General features: G+C 42.8%; 12 protein-coding genes. 9 read left to right on the forward strand and 3 right to left on the reverse strand.

The genetic code is table 11. The features are described from left to right. Positions 1-169: 169 nt before the first annotated feature. Positions 170-733: a hypothetical protein gene (locus tag NV379_RS20060; RefSeq protein ID WP_258209110.1), complete on the forward strand. Its 564-nt coding sequence runs from the start codon at positions 170-172 to the stop codon at positions 731-733. Between the two features lie 81 nt (positions 734-814). Here NV379_RS20060 and NV379_RS20065 read toward each other — a convergent pair whose 3' ends face one another. Both NV379_RS20065 and NV379_RS20070 read right to left on the reverse strand, forming a co-directional pair. Beyond that, a complete protein-coding gene (locus NV379_RS20065) occupies positions 815-1,987 on the reverse strand; it encodes an anti-sigma-I factor RsgI family protein (RefSeq protein ID WP_258209111.1) in 1,173 nt (390 codons plus the stop codon). Beyond that, positions 1,980-2,789, reverse strand: coding sequence for an RNA polymerase subunit sigma (locus NV379_RS20070; RefSeq protein ID WP_258209112.1), 810 nt, complete (start codon positions 2,787-2,789; stop codon positions 1,980-1,982). Before NV379_RS20070 ends, NV379_RS20065 begins: the two co-directional genes overlap by 8 nt. Before the next feature lie 300 nt (positions 2,790-3,089). On the opposite strand from NV379_RS20070, the gene rsgA reads away from it, so the two are divergent. Then, the gene (rsgA, locus tag NV379_RS20075; protein WP_258209113.1) at positions 3,090-4,190 is read left to right on the forward strand and encodes a ribosome small subunit-dependent GTPase A; all 1,101 of its coding nucleotides are present in this window, start codon (positions 3,090-3,092) and stop codon (positions 4,188-4,190) included. 62 nt (positions 4,191-4,252) lie between these two features. On the opposite strand, the gene NV379_RS20080 is transcribed toward rsgA, so the two are convergent. Then, positions 4,253-4,714 carry a hypothetical protein gene (locus tag NV379_RS20080; protein WP_258209114.1) on the reverse strand — a complete coding sequence of 154 codons (462 nt, stop codon included), beginning with the start codon at positions 4,712-4,714 and terminating at the stop codon, positions 4,253-4,255. A 194-nt stretch (positions 4,715-4,908) separates the two neighbouring features. On the opposite strand from NV379_RS20080, the gene NV379_RS20085 reads away from it, so the two are divergent. The 7 genes from NV379_RS20085 to NV379_RS20115 all read left to right on the forward strand — a co-directional run bounded on the left by NV379_RS20085 (position 4,909) and on the right by NV379_RS20115 (position 13,525). Next, positions 4,909-5,124, forward strand: a complete 216-nt coding sequence (locus NV379_RS20085; RefSeq protein WP_258209115.1) for a KTSC domain-containing protein — start codon at positions 4,909-4,911, stop codon at positions 5,122-5,124. A gap of 106 nt (positions 5,125-5,230) precedes the next feature. Next, positions 5,231-7,129, forward strand: a complete 1,899-nt coding sequence (locus NV379_RS20090; protein WP_258209116.1) for a glycosyltransferase — start codon at positions 5,231-5,233, stop codon at positions 7,127-7,129. Between the two features lie 68 nt (positions 7,130-7,197). Further along, the gene (locus tag NV379_RS20095; protein ID WP_258209117.1) at positions 7,198-9,159 is read left to right on the forward strand and encodes a glycoside hydrolase family 15 protein; all 1,962 of its coding nucleotides are present in this window, start codon (positions 7,198-7,200) and stop codon (positions 9,157-9,159) included. A 309-nt stretch (positions 9,160-9,468) separates the two neighbouring features. Then, positions 9,469-9,765 (forward strand): DUF2089 family protein, encoded by a 297-nt coding sequence (locus NV379_RS20100; protein WP_258209118.1) that lies wholly within the window; start codon positions 9,469-9,471, stop codon positions 9,763-9,765. A gap of 2 nt (positions 9,766-9,767) precedes the next feature. Continuing rightward, positions 9,768-10,052, forward strand: coding sequence for a hypothetical protein (locus NV379_RS20105; RefSeq protein WP_258209119.1), 285 nt, complete (start codon positions 9,768-9,770; stop codon positions 10,050-10,052). A gap of 434 nt (positions 10,053-10,486) precedes the next feature. Then, entirely contained in the window at positions 10,487-11,527 is a 1,041-nt protein-coding gene (locus tag NV379_RS20110) for an IS4 family transposase (RefSeq protein ID WP_258209120.1), read from the forward strand. A 546-nt stretch (positions 11,528-12,073) separates the two neighbouring features. Further along, positions 12,074-13,525: a serine hydrolase domain-containing protein gene (locus tag NV379_RS20115; RefSeq protein WP_258209121.1), complete on the forward strand. Its 1,452-nt coding sequence runs from the start codon at positions 12,074-12,076 to the stop codon at positions 13,523-13,525. Positions 13,526-13,869: the final 344 nt, after the last annotated feature.

The following is a 13,869-nucleotide window of genomic DNA, read 5'->3' on the forward strand; positions in this document are numbered from 1 at the left end:
TATACCTTAGCTTAATCTTACTCTCTCCATCTATCTCGTTCTTCCATTTCCATATGGCAGTGCCTTTCCATACTTCTTCAATAGCTATGAACCTATCATGTATGCTAAAATAAAAGATGTTGAGTTTTTTTGTAGAATAAGATATTATCCTGACAGGTGGTGAATAACATTGCAGAAAAAGAACTATATATGGTTATATGTGTCGATTGTTGCATTTATCGCACTTTGCGGGCTCGCATTCGTCTTCCAATCGATCTACTTTATTTATGCCGCTAGTGCAGTCCCAATTATCATTGTGTTATTCATGCCAGATATGAACGGTGTGCAATGGATTAAACCTGATAAAAGCAAAAATAACGTACTCATTTATAAAGTACAATCTGGTGATCCTTCTGAGGCGGATCGCGTTATCATATCGTTCGAGCCTGGCTTTGTGAAATGGAATAAACGCCATTTGTACTTTTCGTTAGATCGCATTCCTTCTTTGCCACAAGCACAAGCTGAGGAATTTATCACGAACTTATCCGTACTCGCTTCTGATCTTCATATGCACAAACGCAAATCCGGTTTTGTTGGAATTACCATTCCTAATCTGATCGAACGTTCCAAATCAATGCCGTTTACAACGAACGAAGTGAACCGTTTCACCATTCGACTGTCTGATTTACAGCGTGTTGCATCAAGTCGTAAATTAAAACCAACCGTTGGTACTCGTAGATCACTCCGCGCTTAACCTCGTTATAAATGTTATAAAGACAGACATAACGAAAGCCGCCTCCCAATTGGGAAGGCGGCTTTTTTATTATGCGCTAGACTAACCTCCAGTAGGGGAATTGGTTGGTTTCCCGCTTTGTGGTGCACGATTCTCTCCATTGCCATTACCGTTTCCGTTAGGATCTGATGGATTGGTCGTTGGCTTCGGTGTAGGAGTCGGCTTAGGTGTTGTCGTTGGCTTATTCGAACCTTCTGGTTCTTTTGTCGGTTTGTCAGTTGGTTTCGGTGTTGTTGTCGGTTTATTCGATGGCTTATTAGACGGCGTCGGCGATGGTGTTGGCTTTGATGACGGCGTCGGCGTTGAAGTTGGTTTCTTCGTTCCCGCCGGCTTCTTCGTAGCTTCATTCTTCTGCTGATCCGCTAACTTCTGATCTAACTTACCTGACTTCTCATCTTCAAGGAGCTGATTCAATTCCATTTTGTTAAAAGATGTATTGGAAGCAAGTAAACTCTTGATCGTTGCGTATTCTTTAGCAAGAGCCGTTAACGACTTCGCTTTATAATCTTCCAAGGAAACTTTCGTTCCCGCATCTTTAAGCTTCAAGAATACGGCGAATTTACCCATGGATATTCCCTTGCTAATCGCGGCTTGTCTCATTTCAGGAGAAACTGCAAACCAGAGTACGGAGAAACCATCAGCATCCTTCGCATGTAATTTCTGAATATGCTTCACGACTTGCCCTTTAACTTTCGTTGCAAGGACAATATCACTTAACTTGGAATTCTCTTTAAGCACCGTTGCAGATACAACAATATCCGCTTCTTTCGCTGCAAGAACACCTTTCTCCGCTTGATCCAGTACCAATTGAGTTACTTCTTCAAGCGTCTTGCCTTGATACTTCATGTTAGTGATCAATTTCTCACCATCTGCATTTAAGCCCTTCATGACGCGAACTTGATCGCTCTCGTCTACCCCCATCTCAACACTTGGGTTAATATCAAGGGATACATAAGCAACAACTTCATCACTAGAAGAAAGTCCTAACAGCTTAATAACAATAAAGAATGTCGCAACAAGTGCAACGGCAAGCCCTGAAATAGCAATAACAAGCCCTTTAACCGAAGAGTTCGTTGTTGGAGCTTTATCGGAATACACAATCTCATCACCAATTTGGCAATTACGCCCATCATTCGTAATGCGATCAAATTGACCTGTTGGGAGCAGAATGACAATTTCCTTGTCACTTATTTGAACCACAATCCCTTTATTCATAACGATCTCCCCTTTCTTGCGGAGATGACTCTTGCTTCATCCGTAAGTATTCGCGAACATATGGGAATGGTCCATTATAAATAAGTGCTATTGCCGTAATATACTCCTGGTGTCGGTTTAATATTTTGCGTGAAACATTCACATGCCCTTGAAGTTCCTTGACTGGTAGCTTGCGCTCGCTAAGTAGCAATCGCATTAACCCTGGATCATTCGCTAGTATTCGACCAATCCCATAGAACATCTTGCGAGAATCTGTGTCCTCCGGGGATTGTTCCACAAGATCATTGAAGTCCATATTAAACTTCTCGAGGACTTGTTCCAAATCCTGAATCTCACTTTGACGTTCATTACGACCTGGTGGCGTATCAAATACACTTGTACTCGCATCGAATACATTTGTATAGGAAGCAACATCATCCGTACCGCGTGACTCCGAAGAGCTATAGCCCATCTTATCTGAATATCGCGAATCCATTTGGATATAATCAAATAGACGGCGTTCGATCAAACCTTCCGCGTACGAAAGAAACGCACGATCTGAATGTGTATTAAACTCATCAATCGCTTCATTAAAGGCAGCCAAAGCCACTGTAAACTCATCATTTTTTGCAGGATCTATATATCTTTTGCAATAACGGCTTGCGACCTTCCCCACGTACTCCTGATATTCAGCGATAAAAGTATTACGCAAGGTTTCGTCGCCAACCTGAATTTGTGCAACGATTTGTTCTGGCCATTTGGCCCCTGAATCCGTAGTTTTGTCTGGTTTATTTCCAAATAGCTTTTTAAAAAGCACAAGCAACAATCTTTCCACCTCACCATAGTATTTCAGTATGCAAACTTATCTAGGAGCCAAGACGCTCGCGTATTATTATAGCACAGACACATTAGGTAGTCGCAATTTTCATAGGAAAATGTTAGAATGAGGTAGTTATACCAAAACATAATTTGGAGGGATGTTTTATGACAAATTTAATTGTATTAGACGCAGCGGTAAAGAAAGGATCACAGAATACCCTCTAAAGATAACGTTGTTACCGTTTCAAACACGTAAGCGATTATTCTAATGAGGGTTCCTCTGTGGTCATAAGGTAAAACCATTATGATAACCACATTGGAGGAATTTGAGTTGACGAATAACACATTAGAAACATTAGGTTGGAGTTCATTTTATAATCAATCCGGGGAATCCTATATAAAAGAAGGTTTCACATTCGGTCGTGTTGCACTTGAGCATAAACATATGTACCGTTTGTACACCGAACAAGGCGATTTACTAGCGGAAATTACCGGAAAATTAAGACATCTAGCGGATGGTCGTGAAGACTATCCTGCAGTTGGAGATTGGGTTGCCATCTCTGCTCGCCCTCTGGAAGGTCGTGCATCCATTCACGGTATTCTTTCACGCAAAAGTAAATTCTCTCGTAAAGTAGCAGGATCCATTCCAGATGAGCAAATCGTTGCTGCAAATGTAGACTCGATTTTCCTCGTCAACGCGCTAAATAACGACTTTAATATCCGCAGGCTTGAACGCTATCTCATTCTAGCTTGGGAAAGTGGCGCACAGCCCGTAATCATTCTCAGCAAATCTGATCTATGCAGCGATATAGACAGCAAAATAGCTGAAGTGGAGAGCGTCGCAATCGGTGTCCCGATTCTTGTCATTTCTTCGCTAGTTGATGAAGGGATGGATCAGCTTGCACCCTATTTAGCACAAGGGCAGACCGTTGCCTTACTAGGCTCATCAGGTGCTGGTAAATCGTCCATCGTGAATCGACTATCTGGACAGACCATGATGGATGTCCAAGAGGTACGCGAAGGTGATGATCGAGGTCGTCATACGACTACACACCGCGAACTGGTTATGTTGCCAAATGGCGGAATGATTATCGATACACCCGGGATGCGTGAACTTGGACTTTGGGATGGAGAATCCGGTATTCAAGAGGCATTCGAGGATATTGAGACGTATGCAGAGCAGTGTCGGTTCAGTGATTGTCTGCATAAGAATGAACCTGGCTGCGCCATTCGTGCTGCAATTCGCGATGGTTCCATTACACAAGAACGCTATAACAGCTATCTTAAGTTGCAAAAAGAGATTGCTTTTCTCGAACGTAAAACCAATCGACAAGCGCGAGCAGCGGAAAAAGATAGATGGAAAAAAATCACACAATCTGTTAAAGCCTCTAAGCGTAAGATTTAATGTTATGAATAAAAACCCATTGCTACATTCTAATTGAATGTTAGCAATGGGTTTATTGTATGTTAGCCGTTCGGCTTTATGGATGTTCCTGGTGATGAAGTTTTGACAATCGGTGAATCTTTCTTGAGCAGTCTTCCGCGCCGTACACTAAGAGCAGATAAACGCTTCTTGAGTTGTTCCTCCCACTCTTCGTCCTTCAAATTCTTGGCGACCGACAATAAATCGAGTGCCATATCAATTTGGTTCTGAACGACTAAGATCGGATCTTCATCTTCGTGACTGACGCAGTTCTCAAACATAATTTCTTCTTCTTCTGGGTCTACATACTCGACAAAATCAACTTCATAAGCACCGTCACTATGAGCATACTCTGACAAAACTTCATACTCATGTTCAACCATGTAGTGCACTTCGACACGATGGCAAACTGGACAAAAAACGATAGGCACATTGTGAATATGAGTCCGAAGGTGTTTAAGTGTTCCCTTAGCTCCGATCATGCTTGCTCCACAGCAAAAGCTCATGTGATTCCCTCCTCGTCATAACAGCCATTATTAATGCGAAAGCTTATAAAAGAGTATGGTTTTTTTTAATTAGTTTACAGGAATCGTATTCGAGACAACAATGGAAAATTCCTCTTTTTAGGGAGACAATTCTAAATAGTTAATTAATGGCATATATTTGGGTAGGCATTTGACTTACATAAAGGAGGGTCCCTATGCAGATGATCCCCATTGTATCGAAGCAAATTGCATGCGTGCAGTACGATGAAGAGTCCTCGAAAATGATCGTCCAGTATCACACGGGTCTGACCCAAATCTACGATAATGTGCAATTAACCGATTATGAAGCAATCCTAACATCTACGAATGTGTACGATTCACTAGTTCGGATGACCAAACTCCCACTTCACATGAATCAAACACCAACATAAAATTTAAAGAACGTCCAAAAGATCAACCTGCTGCTCAAGTAGGTGGGTCTTTTTTCGTTATAGCTATGTTAAAATAGACAAAAATAACCATTCAGGTGATAGCATAATGATCAACCTTGTATCTACTCATTCTCGCACAACCACAATCAATTGGGATCTTCCACGGTCGATGATCAATTGTATCGAAATGCACTATCAGACAAGCCTAGATTCAATATGTCCTACTATTCGCTTGTACGATGTTACGGATTGTATAGATTCCCCTCCTCGCTCATTTCTTATGAAAGAGTATCGAAGTATAGCCGCAACGGGTCATTTGCAGGTGGAACAACTGTATAACGGTCGATGTTATGTTGCGGACTTAGGCGTATTTCCAAGAGAAAGTGTGTTTGTAAGCTTGCTGCGCTCTGCGATTGTGCGTGTTGGCAGTGATGAATTTATCCTCCCGGTTGAAGGATATCCGAATGATCCCTTCGAGGCGATGGTGCAGTCGTGTAAGGGTGCTGCTCTGTTCTCGGGGTATACGGTTTATGGGGATGTGAAGGTGGGGCAAATCACGCAAGAAGGTCCTATTGGAGAAAATGATCGTGATGGTTGTGATGAGCAAGTTTATTCTGTTAAACGTGGTCGATTTATCGAGAAAGCTGAACGAGGAGAGCAAAATGTTCAGGATGATCTTAGGGAGCAATTTCCCCCTTCATTGTGGAACGAGCAGGAGGTTCAGAGTTTGTGTGAGGTGTCAGCGCACAGCTCCCCCCCTGCCGCTTTGCCACAGCGACAGCCTAGGCAAAACCCGCTTCGCATTGCGATGCTCGCGTGGGAGTACCCGCCGCACATCGTCGGCGGGTTAGGCCGCGCGGTCGAAGGCCTCGCGCGGCACCTCGCGGGGCTAGGTCACACCGTGCATGTATTCACATGCACGGGTAGCGACTCCCCCGCGGAGGAGCTCTTGGACGGCGTGCACGTTCACCGCGTCCAGGCACTTGCAGCACCCGATCCCATCCACTTCTGGGATCGGGTGCTGCAGGTGAACTTCGCGATTGCCGAGCGGATCGCGAAGCTGGGCATGGATGAGGGAGCCTTCGACCTCATCCATGCCCATGACTGGCTGGTGCTTCACGCAGCCAGTCAATCAGCGGGAGCGCTGCAGCTCCCGCTGATCGCTACCGTCCATGCCACGGAACATGGACGCAGGTTCGGCAGGCTGGAACCTGGCCTGCCCGCATTCATCCATGAGCTGGAATGCCAGCTCATGCGAAGGGCTGCACACGTCATCGTGTGCAGCAAGTCCATGTGGACGGAGGTGACGACCGTCCACGGTGTGCCGCCGCAGAAGGTGACGGTAATCCCGTGCGGGATTGACGTCCCATCGGTCGCTGCGCATGCTGCCGCGCCAAAAGCGAAGCTGGGCGCGAACATCCCTGCATCATATCCGAGCAACAAAGCTCTCGCTCCACCACATCCCAACCTCTTATTTATCGGCAGGTTGGTCTATGAGAAAGGCGTCCATATCCTAATTGACGCTATATCGCAATTAATTCCTTCCATTCCCGATCTCCACCTTCGCATCGCAGGTGTCGGACCCATGGAAGCGGAGCTTCGAGAACTTGCGAGACCATTTTCCAAACATATTACCTTTGTAGGGTGGGCAAATGAGCATACGAAACATCACTTGTTCCAAACCTCATCCCTATGCATCGTTCCATCGCTATATGAGCCGCTGGGAATTGTCGCGCTTGAAGCCATGTCTTACGGTGTTCCGTTAGTTGCAAGTCATGTCGGTGGACTAAGTGAAATGATTACCCATAGTGTTGATGGCTGGCTCGTCCCTGCTGGTAATAGCACGATGCTTGCAGCAGCAATTCAACATTTACTCACGCATCCTGTCACATTTTTGGAATTGCACCAAGTTGCCTTACATACCATACAATATCGGTATGTGTGGTCACATTTCGCTAGACAGACCGCTAACTTGTACGAAGACCACCTTCCAATCACCTACTAAACGTTTAATATGATCGCCATATGGAAATCATAGTTTCATAGGATCGATGATAGCGAGGACGTGATATTTTGCCGAGACATTTCGTAATTGGTAATGGAAAACTATTAATTAATCTAGATCGCAATACGTATATGCGTGATTTATACTACCCTTATGTGGGGCAGCTCAATCATATTGGTGGGTATCAATGCCGAGTTGGTGTGTGGGTCGATGGCGCATTCTCATGGCTGAATGACCCCGAATGGCATTTTCAATTGTCATATATCGAAGATTCCCTTGTCACAGATGTAACCGCTACGAACAATCAGCTTGGACTTACACTCAACATCCAAGATGGCGTGCATCAACGGGATCATATCTATATTAAACGGATCACTTTGCACAACCATCACAACGCGCAGCGAGAAGTACGTCTCTTCTTCAATCAAGATTTACTCATTAATGAGACGGAGATCGGCGATACAGCTGCCTACTACCCGTACAACAATACGATTTTTCATTATAAAAAAGACAACTACTTCATGTTCAACGGCTCCACAGGCAGTGAAGGCATCTTCCAATACACAACTGGAGTCAAACGCTTCTATAACGCCGAAGGAACTTGGCGAGATGCGGAAGACGGACACCTTATGATGAATACGATTGCACAAGGATCAGTCGACTCGACCCTATCTTTGCGAATGCAGCTTCCCTCCAAGGGTGAACATACCGTCTACTATTGGATGACAGCGGGTAGCACATTAGAAGATGTGAAGAAACTTGATTCCTACGTCAAAGAAAATCACCCCGGCAAACTACTGGACCGCGTCGCAATCTTCTGGCAGCGCTGGTCGAACAAAGAATCGCGCAACTATGGCAATCTCACGCCTGACATTATTGGTCTGTTCAAACACAGCTTGCTCATCGTACGTACCCAGACGAATACAGACGGTGCAATCATTGCTGCGAACGACTCCGATATTATGCAGAGTAATCGAGATCACTACTCGTACATGTGGCCAAGAGATGGAGCCTTAATTGCCTATGCCATGTCCAAAGCAGGCTATTCAGGTATGGTTACACCTTTCTACCTGTTTTGTGCCAATGCGTTATCCAGTGAAGGTTACTTGCATCACAAATACAATCCAGATGGTACGGTTGGTTCCTCCTGGCATCCATTTGTTCATGGAGGTCAGCCACGACTGCCCATTCAAGAAGACGAGACTGCCCTTGTGCTCTTTGCATTATGGGAAGATTATCAGCAGCATGGTTCCATCGAGCTTGCGCAATCGCTATATCACAGCTTAGTACGTAAGTCAGCGAGCTTTCTAGCCGAGTATGTGAACCAAGAATTGAATTTACCGAATCCGAGCTATGACTTGTGGGAAGAGCGATACGGTATTTACACGTTCACTGTCTCCGCAGTTTATGGCGGATTACTTGCCGCTTCTAACTTCTGCGCTTTATTCGGAGACGATGAGCGCAGCAACCGATACAAGCATACAGCCGAGCGATTGAAATCTGGTTTGCTTCAGCATTTATGGGATGAGCAGGCGGGTCGCTTCGTACGCGGATTGTACTATGAAGATAGCAAATGGGTGAAAGACATGACGCTTGAGAGCTCGATGTACGGTTTATTTGAATTTGGCGTACTTCCAGCGAATGATGCACGTGTCGTCGCCACGATGAAAGCGATTAAAGCGGGACTTACGATACAGACCGAAGTTGGCGGTATTGCTCGTTATTCCCATGATTATTACTTCCAACGTTCATCGGATATTGAGCGTATCCCCGGCAATCCATGGATCATCTGTACCCTCTGGCTAGCAGAGTGGGAAATTGAATGTGCGCAGTCTATTGCAGATCTCGATTCACCTAAACGTACCTTGGAATGGGTCTGTAGGCATGCAATGGAAAGCGGTATCTTACCTGAACAGCTCGATCCACTTACAGGAGATCCTGTATCAGTCGCTCCACTCACATGGTCACATGCTACATTCGTGCTAACCGTCGTGAAGTACATGAATAAATACGAGCAGCTTTTAAAATAGTCTTGTTCACAGCAAAAAACTCTTGGATTGTGTCCAAGAGTTTTTGTGTTGCTATTATTTAATCACTTTGCTATTCAACTATGCCCCAAGATTCTTCCTATACCCATAAAAGGTATGCGACGACTGACTTGCCAGCATTATTAAGCGTCTCCATTCTCTTCAACTTCAAAAAAAATGAAGTAAATATAACTTATATACTAATATAAATGAAATAATAATTAATATTTATATTAAATATTATTTATCTTTTATTTGATTTAATTAAACTGGTGTGTTACAGTATTAATGAAAAAGGAGGGGAAACATGCCATGGATTTAAAAAATGTGCCTAACTGGATATTATCCTTAGAAAATGAGGACTTAGAATTCATAAAGAATTTTGTTCTCAAATCAGGTTCTTTGAAAGAAATCGCAAAAGTATATGAAGTATCATATCCAACAGTAAGGATTAAGCTCGATAGATTGATCGAGAAAATAAAAATCAATGACGCTATAGATAATGAGGACTTCATCAAATTCATCAAAAATCTATCGATTGATGATCGCATAAGCGTTGAGGACGCAAAACTGATCATTGAAAAATATAAACAAGAAAGGAAAGAATAATAATGGATGATACATACAGACTTTTGATTGTAGTGGGGATATTAGCAGTTCAATATTTTTTTTCAACCAGGAACAACGTTTATTGGGGATCAGTTATCCCAGTAGCCTATATTGTGTTTTTAATATGGATGTTTGTTACTAGTCGTATCGAAAGCAATTTAGGTTTTATCCTTTATCTACTATTTGGGTTGCTTTTCCTTATTGCAGAATGGAGTGCAGGAAGAAAGTCCCTTAGCCAGAAGAGAAAAAAAGAATTGGATAAGATAAAAACTCATGACTTAAAATAGTTAATATTCAGAAGAAATCAAAGAATGGTCATTCTTATCATGTAAATTCAACTATCCTGCCCGTTAGCGCAACGCGGCTACCGATCCATGTCGGCAGCCGCGTTTTGTTAATTATTTAGCTATAGTTCCTCGTTAGCTTAATTAATTACCGGTGCAATTCTAATGGCCAACCTGCGTCTTTTCTGCAAAATTGCACCAAAGTTTACTCAAGTTTAGCAATACTAATGAATGTATCGATTAGATGATGGATAATAAATTTATGAACAAGGTATATATGTTGAGGATTAAAGATTGTATGTATAATCACTAGCGTTGCATTAATTTAATCTGAACACTCGAAATATTAAGTAATTAACAGCATAAAATAAAAAGATCCTTTATAATGGAATGGCAGGTAGTTCCTGTCCATAATCCATTAAAAAAGGACCAATCTCATGGACAAGAATACACTATTTTCGTCATTCGGTAAATGGCTTCCTCCTATTTGCGTTAAGAAATTTGCAAAACGCGTATATGAGACCGATCAAGATAAGTACGTAAAGAAGTTAACGACACTTTCCTACCTTAAACTGTTCTTGCATGCCCAGCTTCATCCGCGTGATGGTTTACGTGAAATCGCAGATGACTTGCTATCTAAGGGTTTTCAGAAAGAGCTTGGCATCACATCTATCTCCGCTTCTCAATTAAGCCGAAAACATAATCAGGTCGATCCGTCATTACTTGAAAAGATGTTTAGCGATCTAGTACTTCGGATTCGTGAGCATGCTGCACCATCTTCTTCACGACGAGATTTTCGAATTATCGATTCTACGACCATCAGACTTTGTTTGCAGAAGTATAAGTGGGCCGAGTTTCGTAAGACCGTGGCCGGTATCAAATTACACTTGCGGTTAGCCTACATATACGATGCAGCAACCATTCCAGAGAAAGTCCTGATGACAACGGCGAAGAAGAACGATCGCAGTCATATGGAACATCTGGTAGATGAGATTGGTATGACCTATGTCTTTGATCGCGGCTACATCGACTATGAGAGGTTCGACGATTATTGCGAACGGGGCATTTTTTTCGTTACACGCACGAAGAAGAATACCGTTATACGCGTGGCACATACCTTCTCGTTGCCAGAGGAAAGTCAGGTTCTATCCGATGAGATGGTATACATCGGCACCCCGCAGAAGCGAATAGAAAACATCCTACGACTCATTCATGCACAAGATTCCGAAAGAAATAGGGTCGCCATCTTGAAAATTCGTTTCGACCTGGAGGCCGATGAAATCAGCCAGATTTACCTGGAACGTTGGGCAATAGAAACTTTCTTCAAATGGATGAAGCAACATGTACGAATCAAGACCTTTTATGGAACAAGTGAGCAAGCGGTTATGAACCAAGTTTGGATCGCTCTCATTGCATTCTGTTTGTTGGTTTTAGTAAAGATGGAGACTGAAACAAAGCACGGCCTGCTCACCCTTTAACGATGGCTAAAAGTGGTTATGTTGGGATTGTACAGAAACATGGCTTGAGCGGATCTACCGAAAGCCAAGCCGTTCATCTGTAGGTAGGCGAAAGAAAACCTAAATAGTTCAGTTAACCAGTGTTGAAACAGTATAATTTTACCAAATGTATAGACTACCTCTAACCCGTAATCGACCTTTTGACTTAGGAGGAAATAATATATTTCTGAATATTCACTTAAAAATTGACTACAGGTTTAATGCAACGCTAGTGATGTATAATATTATAAATAAATAGGATTTTGTAACGAAACAGATTGAAGAGATCCAGTTAACCTTTGATGAGAACGTTGGGATTACTTTCAGACAATTGACCCTTCTGCTGATGAAGCAGATGTGTCTTTTTCTGTTCCTAAAAATAATATCCATAAGAATGTGAAGTTTACAATAGTAATCTGATCATTGAACATCTGGTATTAAATATAGTGAAATGACACATTTTGCAGATAAAGCGTACTACGGGTTGTTTATATTATCCTCGCATAATTTTTTTGAAATGGAGAGTTTATGAAAAAGACTATTGTTTTTGTATTAACGATACTTATATTATTCTCAGGATTCGCAACACAAAGTTATGCGTCGTTGTCAGATACGCAATCTGCGGCAATACAAGCGTTGCTGGATGATGCCCGTCGTATATCAGGTGTGCCGGGAATGTCAATCTCAATACTTGCTGATGATGAAGTGTTCTACTTTTCTTCCGGGTATGCAGACCGTGAGAATGGGTTGTCTGCAAGTGAAAATACACTATATGAGTTGGCCTCGGTCAGTAAAGCTTTTACCGGCATGGGTATTCTGCTGTTGGAAGAGCAAGGACTGCTGTCAATGACTGACACTGTCCAAAAATATTTACCTTGGTTTACGTTAAAGTATCAAGGGAAACCTGTTGATATGCAAAGCTTTACACTCAATAACTTTCTTCACCATACTAGCGGCCTAACAAATGGTAGGCATACTCAAAATATTCCACAAGGCAATACGCCAGATTTGCTACAAAAGACTGTGGAAATGCTGGTAGATGCTGAGTTGGAGTTCCCTCCCGGTGAACAGTATAACTATGGAACCGTTAATTATGACGTATTGGGTTTGGTTATTGAGATTGTGTCGGGACAAAGCTATGAGGACTTTATGAGGGAACAGGTATTTCAGCCGTTAGGTCTTCACCAGACGTATGTTTATAAAGAAGATGCTCAAACCACCGGACAGTTGGCACAGGGCTACCGTTCTTCCTTTTTTATGACAACTCCATATAACGCGCCGGATTATTCCGGGAATAAACCCGCAGGCTACATTATTTCTTGTACAAAAGATATGGCGCGTTGGATGGGCATACAGATGGGTATTGTGCAGGACATACCCGAAATATTCCATATGGTTATCGAAAAATCACATCAGGGTGATATGTCTGTTCCGGCTGTCAACGAAATGTATTATGCGGCGGGCTGGTCGGTAAACGCCAACCAAACGATTATAGAGCACCCAGGGGGCAATCCCAATTTCGGAACCGAAGTGGCCATACTGCCAAATGAACGAACAGCCGTCTGCTTGCTGACCAACGGCGCAAATATCAATAGAAGCATGGTACTAAAAGTTAAAGATATATTAGACGGCAATCTAACGCAGTCATATGAAATAAGCGGTACACAGCTTCTGGACATCATTTTATCGTCTACCACAATTATTCTTTGCCTATTGGCCGTTCTGTTCTTTCTCTTAGGATTACGCAGAAGGAAAACGAATGAGCGGCAGCCAATGACAAAAAAGCGAATAATTGTTACAGCTATTTTGCTGATTGCTACGATTGCCCTGTGTATAATGTGCTGTGCATTAGATTGGTCAACGATACTTATTTGGCAAACATATAGTATTCTTACAGCTTTGATTTCGTCGGCATTATTAACAGCAAGCATTACATGGTTTGTATACACTCACCGATATAATGCCTTGCTCCGAGAATAAGCATTTTGTTCGTTCGCCTTATTGGCATAATGTGAAGTAAACATTTGATAAGATACAATACCAGCTAGAAGGGAGTGCCCGAGCACTCCCTATTTTTCGCCGTTACTTATGGTAGGATTCACCGCAAATGATCTCAAACTATCCTGCCAGTTAGCGCAAAACCGCTGCCAATCCATGTCGACAGCCGCGTTTTAGTTTATTATTGAGCTATCGTGTCCCGTTAGATTCCTGTAATACGATTAATTCTGAGCTTTGAAAAAAAACGAGCGCCTCGGTACGATGGGGTTATGCACGGGATCATTGTCCCAAAAACCCATCATCCAGGAGGTCGCTCTACTATGAAG

Source organism: Paenibacillus radicibacter (assembly GCF_024721995.1).
Classification (GTDB): domain Bacteria; phylum Bacillota; class Bacilli; order Paenibacillales; family NBRC-103111; genus Paenibacillus_AM; species Paenibacillus_AM radicibacter.

What these genes read in the sequence shown, in the direction of transcription:
- NV379_RS20105 (WP_258209119.1), top strand. Translation starts at nt 9,768, where the DNA reads ATGGATGATACATACAGACTTTTGATTGTAGTGGGGATATTAGCAGTT.
- NV379_RS20085 (WP_258209115.1), top strand. Translation starts at nt 4,909, where the DNA reads ATGCAGATGATCCCCATTGTATCGAAGCAAATTGCATGCGTGCAGTAC.
- NV379_RS20100 (WP_258209118.1), top strand. Translation starts at nt 9,469, where the DNA reads ATGGATTTAAAAAATGTGCCTAACTGGATATTATCCTTAGAAAATGAG.
- NV379_RS20080 (WP_258209114.1), bottom strand. Translation starts at nt 4,714, where the DNA reads ATGAGCTTTTGCTGTGGAGCAAGCATGATCGGAGCTAAGGGAACACTT.
- NV379_RS20065 (WP_258209111.1), bottom strand. Translation starts at nt 1,987, where the DNA reads ATGAATAAAGGGATTGTGGTTCAAATAAGTGACAAGGAAATTGTCATT.
- NV379_RS20090 (WP_258209116.1), top strand. Translation starts at nt 5,231, where the DNA reads ATGATCAACCTTGTATCTACTCATTCTCGCACAACCACAATCAATTGG.
- NV379_RS20110 (WP_258209120.1), top strand. Translation starts at nt 10,487, where the DNA reads ATGGACAAGAATACACTATTTTCGTCATTCGGTAAATGGCTTCCTCCT.
- NV379_RS20115 (WP_258209121.1), top strand. Translation starts at nt 12,074, where the DNA reads ATGAAAAAGACTATTGTTTTTGTATTAACGATACTTATATTATTCTCA.
- rsgA (WP_258209113.1), top strand. Translation starts at nt 3,090, where the DNA reads ATGATAACCACATTGGAGGAATTTGAGTTGACGAATAACACATTAGAA.